This window comes from Cedecea sp. AS113 (assembly GCF_037152415.1).
GTDB lineage: Bacteria > Pseudomonadota > Gammaproteobacteria > Enterobacterales > Enterobacteriaceae > Cedecea.
In genome coordinates, this window is sequence record NZ_JBBCMI010000006.1 from 1 (window position 1) to 22,934 (window position 22,934).

The 22,934-nt window shown below is 54.5% G+C and carries 23 protein-coding genes; 8 read left to right on the forward strand and 15 right to left on the reverse strand.

Annotation, left to right across the window (positions count from 1 at the left end; translation table 11 throughout):
• Together WFN87_RS08595 and WFN87_RS24155 are read left to right on the forward strand one after the other, a co-directional pair.
• On the forward strand, positions 1 to 96 hold a 96-nt coding region (locus WFN87_RS08595; RefSeq protein WP_000851394.1), incomplete at its 5' end, for an IS1 family transposase.
• Positions 97 to 117: 21 nt separating this feature from the next.
• Positions 118 to 450 carry a putative T6SS immunity periplasmic lipoprotein gene (locus WFN87_RS24155; protein WP_442892763.1) on the forward strand — a complete coding sequence of 111 codons (333 nt, stop codon included), beginning with the start codon at positions 118 to 120 and terminating at the stop codon, positions 448 to 450.
• Between the two features lie 344 nt (positions 451 to 794).
• On the opposite strand, the gene WFN87_RS08600 is transcribed toward WFN87_RS24155, so the two are convergent.
• Complete coding sequence (locus WFN87_RS08600; protein ID WP_336982447.1) at positions 795 to 1,283, reverse strand: hypothetical protein; 489 nt, start codon at positions 1,281 to 1,283, stop codon at positions 795 to 797.
• Entirely contained in the window at positions 1,252 to 1,800 is a 549-nt protein-coding gene (locus WFN87_RS08605) for a DUF2806 domain-containing protein (RefSeq protein WP_336982449.1), read from the reverse strand. The genes WFN87_RS08600 and WFN87_RS08605 overlap by 32 nt, the downstream gene beginning before the upstream one ends.
• A gap of 323 nt (positions 1,801 to 2,123) precedes the next feature.
• Here WFN87_RS08605 and WFN87_RS08610 point away from each other — a divergent pair, with 323 nt between their 5' ends.
• A complete protein-coding gene (locus WFN87_RS08610) occupies positions 2,124 to 2,654 on the forward strand; it encodes a hypothetical protein (protein WP_336982451.1) in 531 nt (176 codons plus the stop codon).
• A 92-nt stretch (positions 2,655 to 2,746) separates the two neighbouring features.
• Here WFN87_RS08610 and WFN87_RS08615 read toward each other — a convergent pair whose 3' ends face one another.
• Complete coding sequence (locus tag WFN87_RS08615) at positions 2,747 to 5,173, reverse strand: DUF3772 domain-containing protein (RefSeq protein ID WP_336707954.1); 2,427 nt, start codon at positions 5,171 to 5,173, stop codon at positions 2,747 to 2,749.
• 194 nt (positions 5,174 to 5,367) lie between these two features.
• Between WFN87_RS08615 and WFN87_RS08620 the strand changes: the two genes are divergently transcribed.
• From WFN87_RS08620 to WFN87_RS08630, 3 genes are read left to right on the forward strand one after another with little or no spacing between them, the layout of a single operon-like run.
• The gene (locus WFN87_RS08620) at positions 5,368 to 6,345 is read left to right on the forward strand and encodes an ABC transporter substrate-binding protein (protein ID WP_166875068.1); all 978 of its coding nucleotides are present in this window, start codon (positions 5,368 to 5,370) and stop codon (positions 6,343 to 6,345) included.
• Between the two features lie 3 nt (positions 6,346 to 6,348).
• A complete protein-coding gene (locus WFN87_RS08625; RefSeq protein ID WP_336982453.1) occupies positions 6,349 to 8,061 on the forward strand; it encodes an ABC transporter permease in 1,713 nt (570 codons plus the stop codon).
• Positions 8,049 to 9,077, forward strand: coding sequence for an ABC transporter ATP-binding protein (locus tag WFN87_RS08630; protein WP_336982455.1), 1,029 nt, complete (start codon positions 8,049 to 8,051; stop codon positions 9,075 to 9,077). Before WFN87_RS08625 ends, WFN87_RS08630 begins: the two co-directional genes overlap by 13 nt.
• A gap of 65 nt (positions 9,078 to 9,142) precedes the next feature.
• On the opposite strand, the gene WFN87_RS08635 is transcribed toward WFN87_RS08630, so the two are convergent.
• The 9 genes from WFN87_RS08635 to rluE form a co-directional block, all read right to left on the reverse strand.
• On the reverse strand, positions 9,143 to 10,264 hold the full coding sequence (locus WFN87_RS08635) for a ribosomal protein uL16 3-hydroxylase (RefSeq protein WP_008453370.1): 1,122 nt from the start codon (positions 10,262 to 10,264) through the stop codon (positions 9,143 to 9,145).
• A gap of 73 nt (positions 10,265 to 10,337) precedes the next feature.
• Positions 10,338 to 11,807: a two-component system sensor histidine kinase PhoQ gene (gene phoQ / locus WFN87_RS08640; protein ID WP_336982458.1), complete on the reverse strand. Its 1,470-nt coding sequence runs from the start codon at positions 11,805 to 11,807 to the stop codon at positions 10,338 to 10,340.
• Positions 11,808 to 12,479, reverse strand: coding sequence for a two-component system response regulator PhoP (phoP, locus tag WFN87_RS08645; RefSeq protein ID WP_008453365.1), 672 nt, complete (start codon positions 12,477 to 12,479; stop codon positions 11,808 to 11,810).
• Between the two features lie 272 nt (positions 12,480 to 12,751).
• The gene (gene purB / locus WFN87_RS08650; RefSeq protein ID WP_008453363.1) at positions 12,752 to 14,122 is read right to left on the reverse strand and encodes an adenylosuccinate lyase; all 1,371 of its coding nucleotides are present in this window, start codon (positions 14,120 to 14,122) and stop codon (positions 12,752 to 12,754) included.
• A 16-nt stretch (positions 14,123 to 14,138) separates the two neighbouring features.
• Entirely contained in the window at positions 14,139 to 14,768 is a 630-nt protein-coding gene (gene hflD / locus WFN87_RS08655) for a high frequency lysogenization protein HflD (protein WP_336982461.1), read from the reverse strand.
• Between the two features lie 22 nt (positions 14,769 to 14,790).
• The gene (mnmA, locus tag WFN87_RS08660) at positions 14,791 to 15,900 is read right to left on the reverse strand and encodes a tRNA 2-thiouridine(34) synthase MnmA (protein WP_008453359.1); all 1,110 of its coding nucleotides are present in this window, start codon (positions 15,898 to 15,900) and stop codon (positions 14,791 to 14,793) included.
• Between the two features lie 53 nt (positions 15,901 to 15,953).
• Positions 15,954 to 16,415 carry an NUDIX hydrolase gene (locus WFN87_RS08665; RefSeq protein ID WP_008453357.1) on the reverse strand — a complete coding sequence of 154 codons (462 nt, stop codon included), beginning with the start codon at positions 16,413 to 16,415 and terminating at the stop codon, positions 15,954 to 15,956.
• 13 nt (positions 16,416 to 16,428) lie between these two features.
• Positions 16,429 to 16,758, reverse strand: coding sequence for a lysozyme inhibitor LprI family protein (locus tag WFN87_RS08670; protein ID WP_336982464.1), 330 nt, complete (start codon positions 16,756 to 16,758; stop codon positions 16,429 to 16,431).
• On the reverse strand, positions 16,755 to 17,420 hold the full coding sequence (rluE, locus tag WFN87_RS08675) for a 23S rRNA pseudouridine(2457) synthase RluE (protein ID WP_336982466.1): 666 nt from the start codon (positions 17,418 to 17,420) through the stop codon (positions 16,755 to 16,757). Before rluE ends, WFN87_RS08670 begins: the two co-directional genes overlap by 4 nt.
• A gap of 107 nt (positions 17,421 to 17,527) precedes the next feature.
• Between rluE and icd the strand changes: the two genes are divergently transcribed.
• Both icd and WFN87_RS08685 read left to right on the forward strand, forming a co-directional pair.
• Positions 17,528 to 18,778, forward strand: a complete 1,251-nt coding sequence (icd, locus tag WFN87_RS08680) for an NADP-dependent isocitrate dehydrogenase (RefSeq protein WP_039292075.1) — start codon at positions 17,528 to 17,530, stop codon at positions 18,776 to 18,778.
• A gap of 65 nt (positions 18,779 to 18,843) precedes the next feature.
• On the forward strand, positions 18,844 to 19,710 hold the full coding sequence (locus tag WFN87_RS08685) for a carbon-nitrogen hydrolase family protein (RefSeq protein WP_336982469.1): 867 nt from the start codon (positions 18,844 to 18,846) through the stop codon (positions 19,708 to 19,710).
• Between the two features lie 213 nt (positions 19,711 to 19,923).
• Here the strand turns inward: WFN87_RS08685 and WFN87_RS08690 are convergent, their stop codons facing one another.
• From WFN87_RS08690 to WFN87_RS08700, 3 genes are all read right to left on the reverse strand, one after another.
• Positions 19,924 to 20,469, reverse strand: a complete 546-nt coding sequence (locus WFN87_RS08690) for an Imm42 family immunity protein (protein WP_336982471.1) — start codon at positions 20,467 to 20,469, stop codon at positions 19,924 to 19,926.
• A gap of 63 nt (positions 20,470 to 20,532) precedes the next feature.
• A complete protein-coding gene (locus tag WFN87_RS08695; RefSeq protein ID WP_188231983.1) occupies positions 20,533 to 20,763 on the reverse strand; it encodes a hypothetical protein in 231 nt (76 codons plus the stop codon).
• A gap of 278 nt (positions 20,764 to 21,041) precedes the next feature.
• Positions 21,042 to 22,655, reverse strand: a complete 1,614-nt coding sequence (locus WFN87_RS08700) for an ABC-F family ATP-binding cassette domain-containing protein (protein WP_336982474.1) — start codon at positions 22,653 to 22,655, stop codon at positions 21,042 to 21,044.
• Positions 22,656 to 22,934 lie beyond the last annotated feature (279 nt).

Sequence of the window (22,934 nt, forward strand, 5' to 3'; positions counted from 1 at the left end):
GCACGGCTGGGACGGAAGTCGCTGTCGTTCTCAAAATCGGTGGAGCTGCATGATAAAGTCATCGGGCATTATCTGAACATAAAACACTATCAATAAGTTGGAGTCATTACCCTGATTCTGGTAGGGCTAATTTCGGGCTGCGTCGGAGACCGGCTGGAGTTTAGAAACGCGGGCACTGTTTATCAAAAGAACAGAGACGTAATTTGCATTAAGTCGAAAGAAGGTGATGTTATCACCTATTATCTTTTAACGTCCTCAGAAGATACCTATCGGCAGCCTTTGTTTTTTGAAGATTATGTTCAAAAGAAATACCCGGATCATTGCTTTAACCTGACGCTTAAGAAAGATGTCACCTATAACCTGCTCTATGAAATGAATGATGTTAAGTATCGGGTTAATTTTGCGTTGGACGGTGTTGGGGGGATAAAGCAGGGGGTGAATAATTTGTGAGTGGTGGGGAATGTGGTGTATTGCATATTTGGATGTGTGGTGTGTCACATTTTTAGAGAAGATAAAAATGATTGTGTACTTAATGTGCGCCACTAGTGTTCGTGAAAACTGTCGTGATGATAGTGTGGATTTCTAAACTGACAACGGAGAAATGTTGATTAGCAGTATGAAATATTTGATTGAGAAGGAAGGGACAGGACGTCCCTTTTAAATAATGGATTTATTCAGAGTCTGCTTGTATTGGTGTTTACGTCATAGAATTTTATTTGTGATAGTGCCTCTCGGTGGGCATGACTGAGATTCACCACAACTTATTTTTATCTGATATTTTAAAATTATTTTTATCACGTCCTTTTTATGGTCATTAAGTTAATAACATTTTTCTTTCCTAAAGAATCATCAATACTATCTCCATAGTATATCTCAGATGCAGTGGTTGAAGTAATAAACCAATTAATTAGAGCATTTAAAGATTGGTCTTTTGTAGGATTTTCTTCTTTAAGTATTCTGTAAAGGGTTGTGCCTGCTGAAGTTAATTCCCAGTATAAAAAATTGGGTTGTTTAACGATTTTATCTGCGTTGATAAAAAAGTATTTATTACCATTATGGAGATAGTATATTTTAGGTATTATTTCCCCACCCAATCCGAACGATTGAGTTGGTAAATTGGAAGAACGATACATACCAGGGGTATACGAAACCAATAAGCCTGCATCTACTAATGCTATAGCTTTGTGAGCACTGTAAAAGGAAATTTTATCTGATTGGCTATCGATTAGTTTATTATCATAAATTATAAAATCAATAATGTCTAAAAAAATATTGAGCTTCAACCTTGGTGATGTTTTTGATTATATCAAGAGACCTTAAACTTACAGTCTCAGGGGCATTTATTTCCTCAGATAAAATTCTACCCCAAACATTACGCATAGTCTCATCATCAATTAGCTTGGCATCATTACGCCATCTATTTATAAAGTCTTGTGTTGGTTCTTTGTAATCTTTGTTTTCATTGGCTTCATTTAAAATAGGTGCTGCATATTTTATACAGCCAAGTATGTTGAGCACCTCCTCTTCTTGAATAGTATCTATTATTAAAGACTTAAGGTTGGTGTTATTTAACTGAGTTAGTTCATTTGATGTTGGATCATAAATAGCATTTCCATCCACAATTTTCAGCATATCTGAATAATCCTGTGCATTAGAGAGTCTTATTCTTCTCTCTGCTTCTGCATGCTTCTTACCAAATAAAATATTGAATATATATTTTGCACCTTTTGGTGAAGCATTTAATATGCCAGTAAAGTCTGCATTTATATTTATTGGCGATTTTTTCTCTTCGTTTGACATTAGGTCTCCTTATCGACTAATTAATAATCCTAAAAAAATCATTATGAAATGTTCTTTTTATCGCTGAAAAAATTCCCAAAGTGGGTTTTTAAAGAACCCCCAAATGCAACCCAACTCCCCAATTATCACATTTCCGCGATCCCCCTCGAGTTTTTTAGGTTTCCAATAATTTTGAACCAAACCACTGTTGACTTATCCAGTATAAAAACAAAAGTTGATACTCAAGAAGCATTCAAAGGTAACCAAAGAAAGAATTCGCCCCCGAAAGGTGCACCAACACCAGACGGGGGCTAACCACAACGTAACTGAAAAGGAGTCACATTATGGCTAACGCCGATAGTAACACATTCGCGTACACGGAAATGACGAAGGAACAAACGATTATTGCTCAGGAGTTCACAGCGTTATTAAAAATGCCGCTGGGCGCAAAGGACGATTTATTTCATGTGCTGCATGTTTGCAGTTGCTGGATGGATGAATTAATCGAAACACATAGTCACGCGGAATATATTGCGCTAGTGGGGCGTTTGCTGGCGGGATTTAACGTGCTGAGGGTGGTGTTAACCTATCCGCTGCCGCAGCATCTTATTGAGCGGTTAACGGTGGAAGAGGGGCAAGCGGCGGCACCCTGCACCGTGTCAGAGGCCGATTCCGATATGCTCTGTGAGTATTGCAGCGCCGTAACCCAGGTGCTGCTGGGCCAGCAGCTGGGGCAGGCTCAACAGGTGCAGATGACGGATCTTCTCAGCCAACTGTTCAGTCTGCTGGAAGAGAATTTAACCGCGCCACGCTTCGTGCGCACGAAGAAAGGGCTGGCGTGGACTAACGGCGAACTGGTGCAGGGTCTGCACTAAATAAGCGGCGGCCGCCTTCGCTGTGACAAAGCACGGCGAAGGCGGGCAGGGCACGTGAGACTCAGGCAAGTAGCCCGGAAAACCGTCTCCACCTAAGACGAAAACTCATCGTCATCGTCCAAAGCCTTCGCCCGCTGCTTCATAAAAACAACTTCCTGGGGGCTGGACAGGTTCACCTCATTTTTGCGCAGCAGCTTGAGGATATTAAACAGCAGTTCGCTTTTGCTGGAGCCGACCATCCGCGGGCTGGCGACGTAGCCGGTCACGCTCAGGATAATGCCTTCTGGCCCCAGTTGGCTGAAGCGTACATACGGCGCAGGCGTCGGGAGGATCACCTCATAATCCTGGTAGGCGCTGAGCAGTAAATCGCGCACCAGCTCCGGGTCAATATTGGTCGGGAAGGTCAGGGCGATGGTGACCACCCCCTGCGCGTTGCCCATCGTCGCGTTACGCACGTTCTGGGAAATCAGCTGCGAGTTGGGGACGATCATCGTCGAGCGGTCGCTGAGCTGGATCTCCGTGGCGCGCACGTTGATCCGCCGCACGTCGCCCTCAATGCCGCCGATGCCGATCATATCGCCGACCTTGACCGGGCGTTCGGTGAGCAGGATCAGGCCGGAGATAAAGTTCTTCACAATCTCCTGCAGGCCAAAGCCGATCCCCACCGACAGGGCGCTGACAATCCAGGCCAGGTTGTTCCACTGAATGCCCAGCGCGGCCAGGGTGATGAGGATCAGCAGCACGTAGCCGACGTTGGTAAACAGCGTAATCAGCGACGCGCGAATGCCGATATCGGTAATGGTTTTGGGCAGCAGCTCCTGGCTGAGCCAGCGCTGGGTTACGCGCAGAATGTACAGGCCAATCACCAGGCAAAGTACGGCGTTCAGCAGGTTGCCGGGCACGATGTGCAACTGCTTCAGCCCGTCGCCGCTTAAAATCGTCACCAGCTTGCTGATAAGCAGGCTCGGCGTGGTGGTGCCGAAGGTGCCGTTAAACAGCGCGATGATGGTCATGAGTATCAGCGCGCACTTGGTGAAGGCGGTAAACACCACGGCCAGCTGCTCAAGGTGCCGGTCTTTAAACCGCAGCGACTTTTTCATCGCCTGGCCGGGGGCTGTGTGCGGTGAAAACACGGCGGTGAAAAAGTCGGTGGCAAAGGTCACCAGATAATAAAACGCCACCAGCACCATGCCGAACCAGATGACCTGGTAAGTCAGGTAGCGGGCGAAGGCGATGTAGCCGACCAGCAGCGAAGCCAGAATCGCCAGCGAAGCGAGCATGACCAGCAGGCAGACTAAGGCGTCGATCCGGGAGCGCTTCTCGGCGGGCTCGCCGTTTCTTTCCAGCCGCCGGTGGGCGTGCTGCACGCGCAGCATCATGGCAAGCAGCACGCTGGCCATAACGGCAGAAATCAGCCCGTTGGCGCGGATCGTGGTGCCGAGACTGGCGCCAATCGTATTATTAATCAGGTCGAGGCAGCCAATGAGCAGGCCGAGAATGGCCAGCAGCGGTGGAAAGTAACGCACGCTTTCGGCCACGCTGTCGTCGAGTTGTACGAGCCGCCATGAAGGGCGGTTCAGGGAAAGAAACGCGCGGCCAGCGCCATAAATCAATGAGCAGAACACGGCCAGCTGCACAAAGCCGTCGACAAAATCGCTCACCTGAGGAGAGAACTCTGCCCCCCGGGAAAAGGCGCTTTTCACAATGGAAAGCGCCAGCGCAAAAGTAAACATGGTCACTACCGTGCTGGCCAGCGTATTGAAGCTGCGGCGCAGGCGGCCATCCGGCAACCAGGTGATGGCGATCCAGACCAGCAGCCGCTCAATCAGGTAGCAGCCAGCCAACACTATCGCGGCGGCAGCCACGAACAGCCAGAAGGTGCCCCAGAACAACTCGGGTTCCCACGCCGTCTGCCAGGTTTCCAGCAGCTGCTCGCCAAAGGCATTGAAGCGCTGGATATCCACTGCCTGGGTGTCGGCTTCCTGCAGCCAGAAGGTGGCGCTCAACATGCTCCCGCTGTTCGACGCCAGCTGGGATTTAAAATAGGTGCGGCGGAGATCGTTTATCTGGATGCCGAGCGCCCGGATGTTGGTTTGCAGGCTTTGCGAGGTGCTGATGGCCTCATCAATCTGCTTTTTGTCGCTGTTCAGCGCGTTGCGCTGCCGGGACACGCTGGCGGTTTCATTCCCCGCAGCGGTCTCCGGGGCAGGCCCCAGCACCTGCAGCTGAGCCTGCACTTTGTCGTGCATCGGCTGCAGCAGCGCGGCCAGGCTATCCACCTCCACGCCCAGCTTTTGCGTGGTGTCGAACAGCTTGATTAGACGGTTGTCGGTATTGGTCTGCGAAACCTGCTGCTTAATGTTGTCTATCTGCGTCTTGTATTGCTTTAGCTGCCCGGCAATCTCTTTCAGGCTGGGATCCTGGTCTTCAGTCGGAGCCGCCAGGCTGCTTTGGGCCGTCAGACACAGGCCGACAAATAACAGGCAGGAGAGGAGGAAAGTATGCAGAGATTTGCTCATGGGATTGCGCTCAATGTCCCTATTAACGTTCACCCAAGTATGGGCAGGCGCTAATCAGATTGCCATTTTTTATCACCGGCAGGCCAGAGGGGTTACTTATCCTGCTAGTCTGAAAGATCTGCTCGCCAGCTTCCGGTCATACTCTTGTCAGATTCGGCTGGTTTAATCGTCGCAACGGAAAAAAGGGACATAAAATGATGAAAAAACATGTGTTGTTGACGGTGATGCTGGCGGCAATGAGTGCTTCTGCTCTGGCAAAATCCACCTTAACGCTTTACACCAGCCAGCCCAATGAAGATGCGCAGACCACCGTCAGCGCCTTCGAAAAAGCGAACCCGGACATCGAAGTGAAATGGATCCGCGACGGCACCAGCAAGCTGACCGCCCGTTTACAGGCGGAAATGGCGGCCGGAGGCGCAGCGCCGGACGTGCTGCTGATTGCCGACAGCGTGACCATGGAATCCCTCAAGCAGCAAAACCTGCTGGCGGCCTACAAATCGCCGGAAGCGGCGCGCTTCGATGCCCAGCTCTATGACAAAGATGGTTATTACTATGGCACCAAACTGATTACCACCGGCATTGCTTACCACAGCAAAGCCCCGGTCAAGCCCACTTCATGGCTCGATTTGCTCAAACCCGAGCTGAAGAACATGACCACGCTGCCAAGCCCGCTTTACTCCGGCGCGGCGCAGATCCACCAGGCCGCGATCATGGGCGCGCCGACGCTGGGCTGGGATTACTACGAAAAACTGAAGGCCAACGGGGCGATGCCGCAGAGCGGCAACGGCGCGGTAATGAACGCCATTGCCTCCGGCAGCAAAGCCTACGGCGTGCTGGTCGATTACATGGCGATCCGTGAGAAAGCCAAAGGCGCGCCAATTGAGTTTGCCTTCCCGACCGAGGGCGTGAGCATTGTCACCGAGCCGGTGGCGATGATGAAGGGCGCTAAAAATCCCGAAGCGGCAAAAGCGTTTATCGACTTCGTGCTCTCCAAAGCGGGGCAGGAGCTGGTGCTGAAACAGGGCTACCTGCCGGCCGATGCCAGCCTGCCGGTGCCGCAGGGCTTCCCGCCGCGCGACAGCATCAAAATCATGCCGTTTGATGCCGCCAAAGCGCTGGCGGACACCGACGCCAACAAAAAGCGCTTTGCCGACCTGTTCGGTAGCCGCTAATCGATGCTTAGCCCGGCATTGTCCCGCCCTAACGACGGCAGCCTGATGAAAGGGCTGCTGCGCCTGCTTGTCGTCGTCATTGCGCTCTTAAGCCTGCTCCCAAGCCTGCAGCTGCTGGTCTCCGCGTTGGTGGACTGGCGGCTGGGTGGCCAAAGTAGCCTGGGCCGCGTGCTCAGCAACCCGAGCACCTGGGTCGCACTACGGAATAGTGTCTATACCAGCGGCCTGGGGGCGCTGCTTTCCCTCCTGCTGGGCAGCCTGTTTGCCTTTTGCCTCGGCCTGATGAACATCCGGGGCCGTCAGGCCTGGGCGTTTCTCTTTATGCTGCCGATGATGATCCCGCCGCAGGTCACGGCCCTGAGCTGGCTGCAGCTTTTCGGCCCCGGCAGCGTGCTGCTCAACAGCCTCGGCCTGGCGCCGGGGTTTGGCAGCCCCAATCCGCTTTATTCGGCGGAGGGCATCGCCTTCCTGCTCGGCATCCAGCACGCGCCGCTGGTGTTCCTGACCCTGCGCACCCAGCTGCAAAGTTTGCCGCAGGAACAGATTGAGGCGGCGAGGCTGAACGGCGCTTCTCTTTGGCGCGTTTTCATCGACATTATTCTGCCGCTGTGCCGACCCGCGCTGTGGGCCGGGGTGGCGCTGGCCTTTGTGTCCGCCCTCGGCAACTTCGGCATCCCGGCGATGCTCGGTATTCCCATCTCTTATTTCGTGTTGCCCGTGTACATCTACCAGACGCTCTCCAGCTTTGGCCCGTCGATGCTGAACGAGGTGGCCTCGCTCTCGGTGCTGATGGGCGTGCTGGCCGTCGCTATTGTCACGCTTCAGGGCATCATGCAGCGGCGTTACGCTTTGCCGCTGATCGGCATGGCCGGGCGGGCGGCAAGTATTGCGACAGGGAAAGGGCGGCTTGCGGTGGAGATCCTGCTCGCGCTCGTGCTGGGCGGGATGCTGGTGGCCCCGCTGCTGGCGCTGATCGCCACCTCGCTGGTGCCAACCCTGGGCGTGCCGCTCAACGGCGACACGCTGACGTTTGCCGCATGGACTGGCATTTTTGATGAGCAAAGCGCCACCTGGCGGGCGCTGAGCAACAGCCTGCTGCTCTCCGTCAGTGCCGCCGCGCTGCTGATGGCGCTGAGCCTGCCGCTGGCCTGGCTGCTGGTGCGTCGCCCCAGTCGGCCTTTGCGCTGGCTGCACAGCCTGATCGACATTCCCTACACGCTGCCCGGCGTGGTGCTGGCCATCGCCTGCATTCTGCTGTTTGCGCGCCCGCTGCCGCTGCTGAACGTCAGTCTCAGCGGCACGTTGACGATTATCTTCTTCGCCTACCTGGCCCGGTTTCTTACCGTCTGCCTGAAGCCGGTTCACACCAGCATGCTGCAGCTGGATCCGGCGATGGAAGAGGCCGCGAGTTTGGCGGGAGCGGACGCCTCCCAACGGTTACGCCATATCGTGCTGCCGCTGCTGGCTCCGGCGGCTTTTGCCGGTGCACTGCTGGTATTTCTCACGGCGGTGAACGAGCTGACTGTCTCCGCGCTGCTCTGGAGCGCCGGGAAAGAAACCCTCGGCGTGGTGGTGTTTAACCTCGACGAAAGCGGCGACAAGGTGATGGCCTCGGCGATTTCCGTGCTGGTGGTGGGGCTGGTCGCCGTGGTGATGCTGTTGCTCGGCGCGCTGGGCCGTTATTTACCGAAAGGAGTGATTCCATGGCAGAGCTAAGGCTGGACAAGCTCAACAAATTCTTTGGCGAACAGGCTGTGGTGAAGGATCTCAGCCTGACGATCCCGTCCGGGGCGTTTACCGCCCTGCTGGGACCGAGCGGCTGCGGCAAAACCACCACGCTGCGGATTGTGGCCGGGCTGGAGTCGCTGAGCGGCGGCCGCCTGTGGCTGGGTGATAAGCTGCTGGCCGACAGCGGCACCCATGTTCCGCCGGAACAGCGCGACATGGGCATGGTGTTTCAGTCCTACGCCCTGTGGCCGCACATGACCGTGGGCGAGAACGTTGGCTATCCGCTGAAGCTGCGCCAGGTAAACGGCGCGGCCAGGCAGAAACGCGTGATGGAGGCGCTGGAAGTCGTGGAGCTTGGGGCCTATTTCGGGCGCTCGCCTCAGGAACTCAGCGGCGGGCAGCGGCAGCGGGTGGCGCTGGCACGTTGCCTGGTCTCGGAGCCGCGAGTGGTTCTGCTCGATGAACCGCTGGCGAACCTCGACCGCCATCTTCGCGCCACCATGGAGCAGACTTTTCGCGAGTTTCACCGCCGCACGGGGGCGACATTTGTCTACGTCACGCACGACCAGGCGGAGGCGATGGCGCTCGCCAGCCATATCGCGGTGATGCATCAGGGCGAACTGATGCAGTGGGGCACTCCGCAGCAGCTTTATCAGCAGCCGCAGAATAGCTGGGTGGCCGGGTTTATCGGCCAGGGCAGCGTGCTGTCCCTCGCCGTTTCGCCGGGCTTACAAAGTCTGGATCTCGCGGCATTGCATGGCGGCCTGGATCAGCCGGGGCGCGATAAAACCGTGCCGGTTCTGGTGCGCCCGGAGCATGTGCAGATCGCAGGCAGCGGGCCGGTCGCCAGCGTCGAAAGCTGTATTTATCAGGGAGAACGCTATCTGCTGGAGCTGCGTTTGCAGGACGGGCAGGCGCTGAGCGCGTTTCATTCTGCGCCGCTGGCGGTGCGGCAGAGCGTGAATGTGCAGCTGTTGCAGGGCTGGCGGCTGGATGCGGCGTGACAATTACGTTGTTGGCAGGAATATCCCGCCTTCACCGCGATAAACGGCAAAGGCGGGGCAGGGTTTTAGTCTTCGAAGAACCAGTAGCCGCTGTTCACCAGGGCGGCTAACGTGGCGAGGAAGGAAGGATCTTCCAGCGCATCGCCAAACTTCTCCGCGTCCAGCTTAATGTGGCTGGCCAGCGCTTCCACCGCCGGGCGGTGCGGGCTGTCGAGCTTCTCGCCGTTCACGTACACCTCTCCGGCCACGCGGAGCACTCGCAGGCCACCCAGGCGCACCAGCTTGTCACCCTGCTGCAGTGCGTCGTAGATCTCATCCGGCTGATAAGGCGGCTCCGGTGGCGCAACGTCCAGCTCGTGGCGGGACTGGGTAATAAACTCGCCAAACCAGCTGTGGAAGGTCTCCGGCTGGTTAACGATGTCCAGCATCATCTCGCGCAGCTTGTCGATCTCCTGCGGCAGAATATCTGCCGGGTGCTGGCGCTCAGGCACGTCCGGGTCGGTATAGCGTAACCCGCCCAGCTCGCGCTGCAGCACGTAGTCGGCAAAGCCGCTGATCAGCTCGCGGCCGCTTGGGGCGCGGAAGCCGACGGAGTAGTTCAGCGCATTTTCCAGCGAGTAGCCTTCGTGCGGGAAACCCGGCGGAATATACAGAATGTCGCCCGGCTCCATCTCTTCGTCGATGATGGCGTCGAACGGCTCAACCTGGAGCAGGTCCGGGTGCGGGCAGTGCTGTTTCATGGCGACTTTTTCGCCCACGCGCCAGCGGCGGCGGCCCACGCCCTGAATAATAAACACGTCGTACTGATCCAGGTGCGGGCCTACGCCGCCGCCTGGCACAGAGAAGGAGATCATCAGGTCGTCAATGCGCCAGTCGGGCAGGGCGCGGAAGGGGCGCATCAGGGCGCTGGAAGGTTCATGCCAGTTGTTCACGGCCTGCACCAGCAGCGACCAGTTGTTCTCGCCGAGGTGATCGTAGCTCTGGAACGGGCCATGGCTGACCTGCCATTTGCCGCCCTGGTGGCTCACGAGGCGGCTGTCCACCTCGCTTTCCATGGCCAGACCGGCCAGCTCATCCGGTGAAATAGGGTCGATGAAGTTTTTAAAGCCGCGCTTCAGCACCACAGGGCGTTTTTGCCAGTAGCGTGCAATAAAGTCGGGCCAGTTTAAATCCAGGTGATAATCCATATTATTGTCTTCCTGCAGATGGAGGAGCCTGACACGGATTATAACGGATGGCGAGCCGGGTTACGGGACTATTTCACCCTTCATTCTGTTCCGGCTGCTGGCGGGCAAAAATCACTTCCATGCGCGCGCCGCCCAGAATACTGGCACTGGTCTGGATCTCGCCGTTGTACTGCTCGACAATTTCTCGGGCAACCGACAGCCCGACGCCCTGGCCAGGCCTCAGCGTATCGGCCCGTTGGCCGCGATCGAAGACCATCGCACGTTTGCTTTTCGGAATGCCGGGGCCGTCGTCTTCCACGATCAGGTGCAGCGCGTCGTCGGTCTGGCGGGCGGTCACTTCCACAAACTCCAGGCAGTATTTGCAGGCGTTATCCAGCAGGTTGCCCATCACTTCCATAAAGTCATTTTGCTCGCCGATAAAGGTGATTTCCGGCGAAACGTCCAGCGTGATGTTCACCCCTTTGCGCTGGTAAACCTTGTTCAGCGCCGAGCACAGGTTGTCCAGCAGCGGGGCAACGGAATGCAGTTCCCGACTAAGCAGGGCGCTGTTGCCGCGCATGCTGGCGCGATGCAGGTAGTAGCCGATCTGCTGAGAGATGCGGCTGATCTGCTCCAGCATCACCGGTTCGGCCTGCTCGACGTTCATCTTGTCGGTGCGCAGCGACCGTAGGGTCGACTGCAGCACGGCGAGCGGCGTTTTCAGGCTGTGCGTTAAGTCCGTCAGCGTGGTGCGGTACTTGTCGTGGCGATCGCGCTCGGTGCGCAGCAGCTGGTTAAGGTTACGCACCAGGCTTGTCAGCTCGCGGGTTGTTTCCGGGTTGAGGCTGTCGCGGTCGTGTTTTTCGAGCTCGCGCACTTCCTGAGCGAGTTCCTGAATCGGGCGCAGGCTCCACCACGCGGCAAGCCACAGCAGTGGCACTACCAGCAGAAGGTTGGCCAGCAGGACGTAAATAAACCAGCTCCACACCATGTACGAGCGCTTCAGCTCGATAGGAATGGTGTCCACCACGACCACGGTCAACGCCGGCATGCGCGCCGTCGCCGGGTAGAGGTTGACCGCCACCGAGTGGGTCATCTCGTAGCCGTCGTCGCTTTCGTCATCGTGCATGTCTTTCAACTGGGCCAGGCGATCTTTGTCGTTGTCCAGCAGGGCGCTACTCGTTGCGTAGTCGGCCTCCAGCTCGTGGAAGCCGTTGCCGGTCAGCCACTCTTTCTGGATCTGTTGCACCACGTCCGGGACGTTGCGCTGCATCCACAGCAGTTTGCCGTGCTCGTCGTAAATCAGCGCCATAGTCGGGCTTTGGATACTGATGTTGTCGGGCAAGTCCACCTGCAGCTTGCCGTCCTTCCAGCTGGACAGCGTATAGAACAGGTTACTTTCCCCGCGCAGCAGGCGGAAGGTGGTTTTATCAAAGCTAACGCTGTAGCCCACCAGCGCCACCAGGCCGTAAGCCAGGGACAGCACCATCACAACCGCGGCGGTAGCCAGTAAGAAACGAACCCGCAGCGACAGCGGCAGGATATGGCGAAAAATGTTCAGCATTTAGTGGAGATCGAACCTGTAGCCCTGCCCGCGCACGGTGGTGATCACTTCCTGCGGGTATTCAGCCTGAATTTTTTTACGTAAACGGCCCATCAGCACGTCAATAGTGTGGCTTTCGCGCAGCTCGGCGTCCGGGTAGAGCTGCAGCATCAGCGAGTCTTTGCTGACCACCTTCCCGGCGTTGCGGATGATGGTTTCCATGATGGTGTATTCAAACGCGGTGAGCTTGATCAGGTTGTCGTTAATCGACAGCTCGCGGCGGGACAAATCGACCTGGAACGGCGGCAGGGAAATCACCTGCGAAGCCAGACCGCTGTTACGGCGCATCAGCGCCTGCATACGGGCGACCACTTCTTCCAGATGGAAAGGTTTAGTGACGTAGTCATCGGCCCCGGCGCCCAGAACTTCAACTTTGTCCTGCCAGCCTTCACGGGCGGTTAATACCATGATGGGAATGGTTACGTCATGGCTGCGCCAGCGGCGGATCAGGCTCATGCCGTCTTCATCCGGCAGGCCTAAGTCAACAATTGCGATATCCGGGGTATGTTCATTCAGGAAATAGTCTGCCTCTTTGGCATCCTCGGCCGCATCCACCTGGTGGCCAGCTTCACGCAGCTGCACCTTAAGGTGATGACGCAGCAGGGCATTATCTTCCACGACCAGTACGCGCATTGTATTTCCTCAATCCATTCATAGTATTGATAGTTTAGCGCTAATTATTAATGACAGGAAATAAACCTCGTATAAACAATGCCCTTATGGAGATTAACGCTGAGTCAACAATCCCATTCGGCTGGAGGCCCTCACCCTAACCCTCTCCCAGAGGGAGAGGGGATCAAAATAAACTTTGTCATTTGTTTTCCCCCTCGCCCCTCTGGGGAGAGGGCCGGGGTGAGGGGCAAACTGCAGGCAACAAAAAAGCCCTCCGAAGAGGGCCTTTTTCATTACTTCAGCTCGTCAACCATGGTAATGGCGCGGCCAATATAGTTGGCAGGCGTCATGGCTTTCAGGCGAGTTTTTTCTTCTTCCGGCAGCTCGAGGCTGTCGATGAACTGCTTCATGCCTTCGGCATCAACGCGTTTGCCGCGGGTCAGCTCTTTCAGCTTCTCGTACGGCTTTTCGATGCCGTAGCGGCGCATCACGGTCTGAATTGGCTCAGCCAGCACTTCCCAGTTGTGATCCAGCTCGTCCAGCAGGCGGTCGCGGTTCACTTCCAGCTTGCTCACGCCCTTCAGGGTGGACTGATAGGCGATCAACGCATAGCCGATACCCACGCCCAGGTTACGCAGCACGGTGGAGTCGGTCAGGTCACGCTGCCAGCGGGACACCGGCAGTTTGCTTGCCAGGTGCTGCAGCATGGCGTTGGACAGGCCGAGGTTGCCTTCGGAGTTTTCGAAGTCAATCGGGTTCACCTTGTGCGGCATGGTGGAGGAGCCAATTTCACCGGCGATAGTTTTCTGCTTGAAGTGGTTCAGGGCGATGTAGCCCCACACGTCGCGGTCGAAGTCGATCAGGATGGTGTTGAAGCGCGCGATGCAGTCAAACAACTCGGCGATATAGTCGTGCGGTTCGATCTGGGTGGTGTACGGGTTCCACTGAATGCCCAGAGAAGTCACGAACTCTTCGCTGAACTGGTGCCAGTCCACTTCCGGGTAAGCGGCGATGTGGGCGTTGTAGTTGCCGACCGCGCCGTTGATTTTGCCGAGGATTTCAACGTTGCCGAGCTGGCGGAACTGGCGCTCCATGCGGTAAGCGACGTTTGCCATCTCTTTCCCCATGGTGGATGGGGTCGCCGGCTGGCCGTGGGTACGGGACAGCAGCGGGATGTCGCGGTACTGCACCGCCAGATCTTTCACCGCATCGATGATTTTACGCCAGTACGGCAGGACCACGTCTTTACGCGCGGTGTCGAGCATCAGCGCGTGGGACAGGTTGTTGATGTCTTCGGAAGTACAGGCGAAGTGAATAAATTCGGACACCGCGTGCAGGGCAGGGATCGCTTCCACTTTCTCTTTCAGGAAGTATTCCACCGCTTTCACGTCGTGGTTGGTGGTGCGCTCGATGGTTTTGATGCGCGCGGCGTCAGCCTCGCTGAACTCGGCGACGATTTTATCAAGGTAACCGTTTGCGTCCGCATCAAAAGCAGGAACTTCCTTGATCGCTGCGTGCGCGGCCAGCTTTTGCAGCCAACGTACTTCGACCTGTACGCGGAATTTCAGCAGACCGAATTCGCTGAAAATAGCGCGCAGAGCGCTGACTTTGTCGCCGTAGCGCCCGTCAACGGGGGAAACGGCGGTCAGTGAGGATAATTCCATAACAACTCCTGAGAGGTTAACAATGAGCAAGAATTTGTTTGGCCTGATCGGTCAGGCGACGACGAGAAAACATTAACTGCAGGCGGCCACCGCCAACCTGATGCCACAGCACGGCGGCACGGATCCCGGCCAGCAGCGCCGCGCGTACTTTACTTTGCACCTGCGGGCTTTGCAGCACGGCAGGGGAACCTGTGACCTGAATACGCGGGCCAAGCGGGCTGATGACATCCACGTAGATCCCGGCCATGGCGCTCAGTAGCGTGTCAGACTCGAGATCAAAGTGCTCCAGCTGGCGCTGCAGGCCATTAATTTTGCTGCCGAGCGTGTCCATCGCGCCTTTGGCGGCGTGGAGTTTTCGCTCCAGTACCATCAGGCTGAGCGTATAACGTGTCAGCTCGGCGTTCAGCCCCTGGCGGCTGCTGGCGTTTAGCACGCCCAGCAGGGTTTCAAGCCCGAGCTTAAGGTTAGCTTCGCTGCCGCCAAAAACATCCAGGGTTGAGCCTGGGTTCTGGTCAATCACGCTGTTGAACGAGACGTGGAGCGCGTCGCTGTCGCAATGACCCTGATGTGCCAACTGCTGAACCAGACGGGCTGACTGGCAAATGCCGGCCAGCGCGAGAGTAATGTCGTAGTAGTTTTTAGCCACCAGGCTGCGTCCTTGTGTGTAATTAACTGACGAGCGGCAAACGCTGCTCGATAATGCCGCCGCCCAGGCACACTTCGCCGAGGTAGAACACCGCGGACTGGCCTGGGGTGACGGCAGCCACCGGCTCTTCAAAACGCACTTCTATGCGCTCAGCGTCCAGCGGCGTAATCGTGCAGGGGATATCCGTCTGGCGGTATCGAGTTTTCACCGTGCAGCTCAGCGGCGCGGTCAGCGGCTCGCGATCCACCCAGTGAAGCTGCTGGGCAATCAGCCCGACCGACATCAGACGCGGGTGATCGTGACCCTGCGCGACGATAAGAATATTGTTGGCGACGTCTTTATCGACCACGTACCAGGGATCTTCAGACCCTTCTTTGGTGCCGCCGATGCCGAGGCCTTTACGCTGACCGAGGGTGTGATACATCAGCCCCTGATGCTCGCCTACGGTTTCGCCGTCCACGGTAATAATTTTACCCGGCTGGGCTGGCAGGTAGCGGCCCAGGAAGTCGCGGAACTTGCGCTCGCCGATGAAACAGATGCCGGTGGAATCTTTTTTCTTCGCGGTGACCAGATCCAGCTCTTCAGCAATGCGGCGCACTTCCGGCTTTTCCAGCTCGCCGACCGGGAACAGGCTTTGGGCAATCTGTTCGTGGCTCAGCGTATAGAGGAAGTAGCTCTGGTCTTTGTTGCCGTCCAGGCCGCGCAGCAGTTGGCTTTTACCGTTCACGTCAGCGCGGCGCACGTAGTGGCCGGTAGCAATGTAGTCGGCGCCTAAATCTTCGGCGGCAAATTCCAGGAAGGCTTTAAATTTGATCTCTTTGTTGCAGAGGATATCTGGGTTTGGCGTGCGCCCGGCTTTGTACTCTTCGAGGAACAGTTCGAACACGTTGTCCCAGTACTCTGCGGCAAAATTAACGGTGTGCAGTTCAATGCCCAGCTTGTCGCAAACGGCCTGCGCATCGGCTAAATCTTCCGCTGCGGTGCAGTACTCCTCGCCATCGTCTTCTTCCCAGTTCTTCATGAACAGGCCTTCCACCTTATAGCCCTGCTGCATCAGCAGGTAAGCGGAAACGGAGGAATCGACGCCGCCGGACATCCCGACGATCACTTTTTTCTGGCTGTTATCAGACATGGAGAGACTCACGACATTGAACTTCAAAGCGGCGTATTCTATCACGCAGGCCGCTACTTGACACCCTCTGTAAACGGCCAGTTAAAAGCCCCCAGCACCGACAGGGGATAACGCGGCTCCTGCTGGTAACAGCGGATGCTTTCCGCCACCAGCGGCGAGCGCAGATTTGCCGCATTGAGAATGGCTTCTGCATCGAGCCACAGGCAGCGGTCAATGTCGCTGTCGTGCGGGGTGGTCGGCAGCTGCTTATCCAGATCGATAGCAAACAGGAAGCGCAGGAAAGGCGTGTTGTCCGGGGCGATCCACTGGTGCATGCGGATAAAGCTCTGCGGCTCGGCGGTAATCCCTGTTTCTTCCCACAGCTCGCGCTTCGCGGCTTCAAGCAGCGTTTCGTCGGCTTCGAGGTGCCCGGCGGGCTGGTTCCACAGTGCTTTGCCGTGAATGGTTTCTTCGACGACTAAAAACTGACCTTCAGCCTGAACAATGCAGGCCACGGTGACGTGGGGTTTAAACATCGCTTCTCCTGGGTTAAAGCGGTTTGTCGATTTTGGCGTAAATGGCATCCAGTGCGCTGAGGCGTTTGTTGTACTGTGCGGTCAGACATGTGGTGTCAGACCCACAGCGTTGGCGCTCTTTGAGCCACGCTTGCTGCTGATCCTGCATGGCGCCCTGGCCACCCATGGCAAACAGCCCTTTTAAGAACTGATATTTGGTGGCCATTTCGACGTCTTTATCATTCAGCGCCCGATGGGCACAAATCGCTTTTTCATCTGGCGCATTGGCTTTGGCGCAGTCAAAACTTGCCGCGCCTGCGGTGGCGGAGCCGATAAGTAAGCTCAGCAGCAATATCTTTTTCATTTTGGTTGCTCCGGAGGGACTTCGCGCCACTCGCCGTTGGCCAGGCCTGCCAGCGTGTAGTCGCCCATGGCGTAGCGAATCAGGCGCAGGGTAGGGTGGCCCACGTGCGCCGTCATGCGGCGAACCTGGCGGTTACGGCCTTCATAAAGCGTGATCTTTAGCCAACTGGTGGGGATCGCCTTACGTTCGCGAATCGGCGGGTTACGCGGCCACAGCCATTCTGGCTCGGCAACCAGTTCGGCGCCTGCCGGCAATGTGGGGCCGTCGTTCAACTCGACGCCGTTGCGCAGGGCGTTAAGCGCTTCTTCCGTTGGCTCGCCTTCCACCTGCACGTAATAGATTTTGCCGGTGCGTTTACCTGGCTGGGTCAGTTTGGCCTGCAGCGCCCCGTCATTGGTGAGCACCAGCAGCCCTTCGCTGTCGCGGTCGAGACGCCCCGCGGCATAGATGCCTTGTAAAGGAATGTAATCCTTTAGCGTGCTGCGCCCGGCTTCGTCGGTGAACTGCGGCAGCACATCGTAGGGCTTATTGAAGATAACCAGCTTCTTTGGACCGTCAGGCTTCTTGCGCCTGGCGGGTTGTGGGCTGCTGAATCGTTTAACTTGGTGATTCCTAAAAGAAGTTTTGTTCATAGTGTTTTCAGCGCGGGTGGATTGACGCATTATAACGGAAAACATGAGTGATTGGCGCGAGCCCGATATTGCAGTAGTATGAGCCCGCAAATTACAAATCATTAACAAAAAACCAGAAGCGCTCGAAGGAGAGGTGAATGGAAAGCAAAGTAGTCGTTCCGGCGGAAGGTAAAAAGATCACCCTGCAAAATGGCAAAATCAACGTTCCAAACAACCCGGTGATCCCGTTCATTGAAGGGGACGGTATCGGTGTGGACGTGACCCCTGCCATGATTAAAGTGGTGGATGCTGCCGTGGCAAAAGCCTACAACGGCGAGCGGAAAATTTCCTGGATGGAAATCTACACCGGCGAAAAATCTACCCAAGTTTATGGCCAGGACGTCTGGCTGCCAGAAGAAACTCTGGACCTGATTCGTGACTACCGCGTGGCCATCAAAGGCCCACTGACTACCCCAGTCGGCGGCGGTATTCGCTCCCTGAACGTTGCCCTGCGTCAGCAGCTGGACCTGTACGTTTGCCTGCGCCCGGTACGCTACTACCAGGGTACCCCAAGCCCGGTGAAACAGCCTGAGCTGACCGACATGGTTATCTTCCGTGAGAACTCCGAAGATATCTATGCGGGTATCGAGTGGAAAGCGGACAGCGCTGAAGCGGACAAAGTTATCAAGTTCCTGCGTGACGAAATGGGCGTGAAGAAAATTCGCTTCCCTGAGCACTGCGGGATCGGCATCAAGCCTTGCTCCGAAGAAGGCACCAAACGCCTGGTACGTGCAGCCATCGAATACGCGATCACCAACGACCGTGATTCCGTGACCCTGGTGCACAAAGGCAACATCATGAAGTTCACCGAAGGCGCGTTCAAAGACTGGGGCTACCAGCTGGCTCGCGAAGAGTTCGGCGGCGAGCTGATCGACGGCGGCCCGTGGGTGAAAATCAAGAACCCGAATACCGGCAAAGAGATCGTTGTAAAAGACGTGATCGCCGATGCGTTCCTGCAGCAGATCCTGCTGCGTCCTGCAGAATACGACGTGATCGCCTGTATGAACCTGAACGGGGACTACATTTCTGATGCCCTGGCGGCACAGGTTGGCGGCATCGGTATCGCCCCGGGCGCAAACATCGGTGACGACTGCGCGCTGTTCGAAGCGACCCACGGTACCGCACCTAAGTACGCAGGCCAGGACAAAGTGAACCCAGGCTCCATCATTCTGTCCGCAGAAATGATGCTGCGTCATATGGAATGGTTCGAAGCGGCTGACCTGATAGTTAAAGGGATGGAAGGCGCTATCGAAGCTAAGACCGTAACTTATGACTTCGAGCGTCTGATGGATGGCGCTAAGCTGCTGAAATGTTCAGAGTTTGGCGACGCTATCATTAAACACATGTAATCAGCTCTGCTGGTTATGTGACAACGGGAACCTTAGGGTTCCCGTTTTTTATTGTTCGGTTTTGGATGATGGTTACAAGCCCTGCGCCAAAAGAACCTTGGGGCTGCCTGAATATGAGGCAAGGTGTTTGTTTTAAGATTTTAGCCGATGATTGTAAAAAAATTGCGGGGATAAGTATGAACGGTATTCGGGAAAGGTTAAGCATTGCCGCGGGACAGTTTGCTCCGGTTCGCGGCAATATTGAAGAGAATATGCGCTGTCACGAATTGCTGATTACTTTGGCCGCCTCGGCAGATGTAAACCTGATCATTTTTCCGGAGCTTTCTTTAACGGGTTATGAGCCTGGGCTAGCTGAAAAATTGGCTCTCATCGATGAGTCCTGCCTCCAGCCGCTTCAGGCATTGGCCGACCGCCATGAGATGACCATTGTGGCGGGGGCACCTTTGTATGTGCAGGATAATAAACCGGCTATTGGCGCATGTGTCATTTCTGCCGGGCAGCCAATTTCTTATTATCGAAAAATGTATCTTCACCCCGGAGAGTCTGATTACTTTTCATCCGGCACAGCGGCGTGTGTTATTACGGCCCGCACGTTTAACGTCGGCGTGGCTATATGTGCAGACGCCGGGCAGCCGAGGCATGTAGAACAAACGGTGCAGATGGGCGCTAATATTTATATTAATTCAGTTTTGAGCGCAGGCGGCTATGAGAAAGATACCGATGTGCTTAAAAGCTACGCCAAATATTACGCAATGCCTACGCTAATGGCCAATTACTGCGGCACCTCAGGCGGTTGGAAGCCAGTCGGGAAAAGCGCCGTATGGAATGCAATAGGTGAACTTATTGCTCAGGCGCCAGAGGATCGTGCCGCCCTGGTTATTATGGATTTCAAGGACGGTGAGTGCGCCGGGAGAGTGATTTACCTCAGCTGAGAGCAATATATTTACTGTGGTTTTATAGCGTGAAGGATTCACGTCCGCTTTGTGCCTAGAAGCGGAAGTTTGCAACATGGTTTGTGCCCATTGAGTAGAGGAATTTCGCGCATATTTAAGCTGAATACTGGGCGTTACAAACACCCTCGCTGTGATTTTCTCAGATGAGGATATAAGTGGTTTAAATGCAAAATTCCTAGCCCTTGAATGTCATTAACGATCTATTTGTAATAAAGAAGTGGTATATTCCTTAAAGCTTGAAATTATTTTATTAATTTCGATTTTTTCTATAGTTATATCTTCTATAACAGGGTACTTTATATCTTGCCAAACGCGTCTCTCACCATGTGAGACTAATTCAGATACCTTACCACCTAAGATTCTAACGAAATTTTTGTTCGAAACGGCAAAAAAACATGCTCCAGATTCTAAAATGATCGTGGGTGAAGCATTGAACTTACAAATTCCATCAGGATATTCATCCTCTGACGTGGGCTGTGGGTAAGCCATTTTATACAGATATTCAAAAGCTTTATCCGTAGATGCATTAAATATTTCATCATCACATGGCATAGCTATAAGAGCATTTTCAGAATCAATAACATCATCATAATCAACGAATAAGGTCGATGTGCGGATATCATTAGGATACATACTCCCGTTCAAAAAGAAATAAAAAAAACCATTCTTTATAGAATCGCCCCACTGCGGAACGTATTCAATCCAGATTGCAAAGCGATAGGGATCACCAAAAATCATAATATTCCTTTACCGAATAGTTGATCGATTTAGAGAAGTTCTGTTCGAAGCACATCAATGCTCTTAAGAGTTTATGGTCTTTTTATATAGTAACCACTCATCCCAGGCATTTTGTGCATCAATATCGGGATAGCCTCGGCTTTCGATCATGTCCTTGGCAATCTCAGCAGGTAACTCAATAGCAGTAGCATCATCACGGATTGACTCAACATCCTCTCGTGTCAATTCTCGTCCGAAGTCCTTCTCTTTGGCTTCAAGCAGCACAACAAGGGCAGGAATAAACACAATAGCCATGATTTGCAATACTCCGTAAATGATTAAATTTAATTCATTTTGGCATAGATATCATGTCAATACATACCTTATAGCCACTGCATAACTGGAAAAATTTTATATTTGAGTTCGTTCGTGAGGTGTAAACGTCCGCTCCTCGCTCATACCTGACCTTCAGCTTCATTGGCTCGTCTGCCAAGTGCCAGAAGTAGATATTGCTCACTTTGCTTATGCGGCCTAAATCGGTATGTCACTAGATTCTGTTTGAAATTGCATGAGCCATAAGATCATTCAACCTGCTAACAGGGGGATAACTCCCAACCCTTATCTCCCGCAACCAGCCAGTGTGTTAGCTCAATCTGGCTGAGAAACACCTCATCGTGTGACACCACCATCAGGGTGCCCTGATACTGATTAAGAAAAGATTCCAGCGTATGCAGGGATACAATATCCAGATGATTACTCGGTTCATCGAGCAATAAAAAGCTTGCGGGCGAGTCAGCATAAATTAGAATTGCCAGCGCAGCTTTAAGTTGTTCCCCGCCGCTAAGTTCGCCGCAGGGTAATGACACACGAGATGCATCCAGTCCAAGCTGGGCAAGTTGCATACGCAGTTGGGATTCCCTCACCTGAGAGTTCACCGCCAGAAGTTGCTCAAGTGCCGTTTTTTGCCGATCCAAAATGGACATCTGCTGGTCAAGATAAGCGGTTTTAGCCCAGACCTCACGATGACCAGACACTGACGGCAACAGACCCGCTAAAGTTTTTAATAATGTTGATTTACCGCATCCGTTGGAACCGACAACACCGATCCGTTGCCCGCCGTTAATGGTCAGCGTTATCTCGCGAAAAGAGGCAGGAACAAAAGGTAATACGACCTCGTCAAGGGTGGCGACCTTCTGCGGTAATGCCCCGAATGTAGAGGTGATGTGCATGGCGATGTGCGTAGATACCTCAATTTGCTTTATGGCTTGCTGCACCTGCTGGCTGAGCAACGCCCGCGCTTGGGTTTGCTGCTTTATCCGTTTTCCTGCTGAAGTCTCACTCCGGCCTTTTTGACGGCCCAGCAATATTTTTGCCTGATTCGCATTCTTACCCTGCCGGGTACCCCGGGATCCGCGTTTTTCAAGTCGTTCGCGTTGTTCACGCAGCGCCTGCTCTTCGCGCTTACGCTCGGTTTTGAGGCGCACCAGGTTTTGCGTGGCGGAGGCAGTCTCCTGCGCTTTCATTTGCTGGTAAAAATCATAGTTGCCGCCATAGCTGCGTAAACCGAGTGACGATAGTTCGACCATTCGCTCCATCTGCTGCAGCAACGTCCGGTCATGACTGATGAGTAAAAGACCACGGGGCCATTGGTGCAACTGCCGCATCAGCGTCAGTCGGCTGGCGGCATCCAGATGGTTGGTAGGCTCATCAAGGATAAGAAAATCTGCCTCAGATAGCATCGCGCCGATCAGTGCTACCCGCATGGCTTCTCCGCCACTCAGCTGATTGACCGCTGAACACGGCGAAAGATAACCCAATCCCGCGGACTCTAACTGCGCCTGCAGCCGCTGGCGAAGGTCCCAATTATCACCCACAAGGTCAAAATAAGCCGGATCGGTGCTACCTGCTTCAATGCGATCCAGCGCGGCTAACTGGCTGTCGACTCCCGCAAGCATCGCCACGCTATGATAATGGTTCGGTGTCAGATGCTGCGCCAGATATCTGACACGACCTGAGCAACTACACTGGCCGGAAGTCGGCGCCACCTGGCCTGAAAGAATTTTAGCCAGCAGGCTTTTACCCACGCCATTTCTACCGACCAGAGCAGTATGTCGGTGGTCAAATTGTTCAGTGAGATCTGAGAAAAGGCGTTTGCCATCAGGCAATACAAAAGAAACGCGATCGAGCGTAAGAATAGAATTCGTCATGCGATAACCCTGAAATTAATGCACCAAAACAGCCCCGAGGGAAACTGCATAAAGGCCGTCAAAGATGACGGTGGGCATTAATTGCGCATTGGACGAATACCTCTAAAGAGACGTGAAAGTGGGCCGATTATAAAATTGCCAATTTCTGTCTGTCAAATGACATCCAGCGACCAGACCACGGTATTAGATACAACGGGCAGGGAGCAATGTCGGTTTGTTAAACCTGACACCACAGATGGAGATGCCGTGGATGTTCATTATGTTGACGCCTCTTACGAG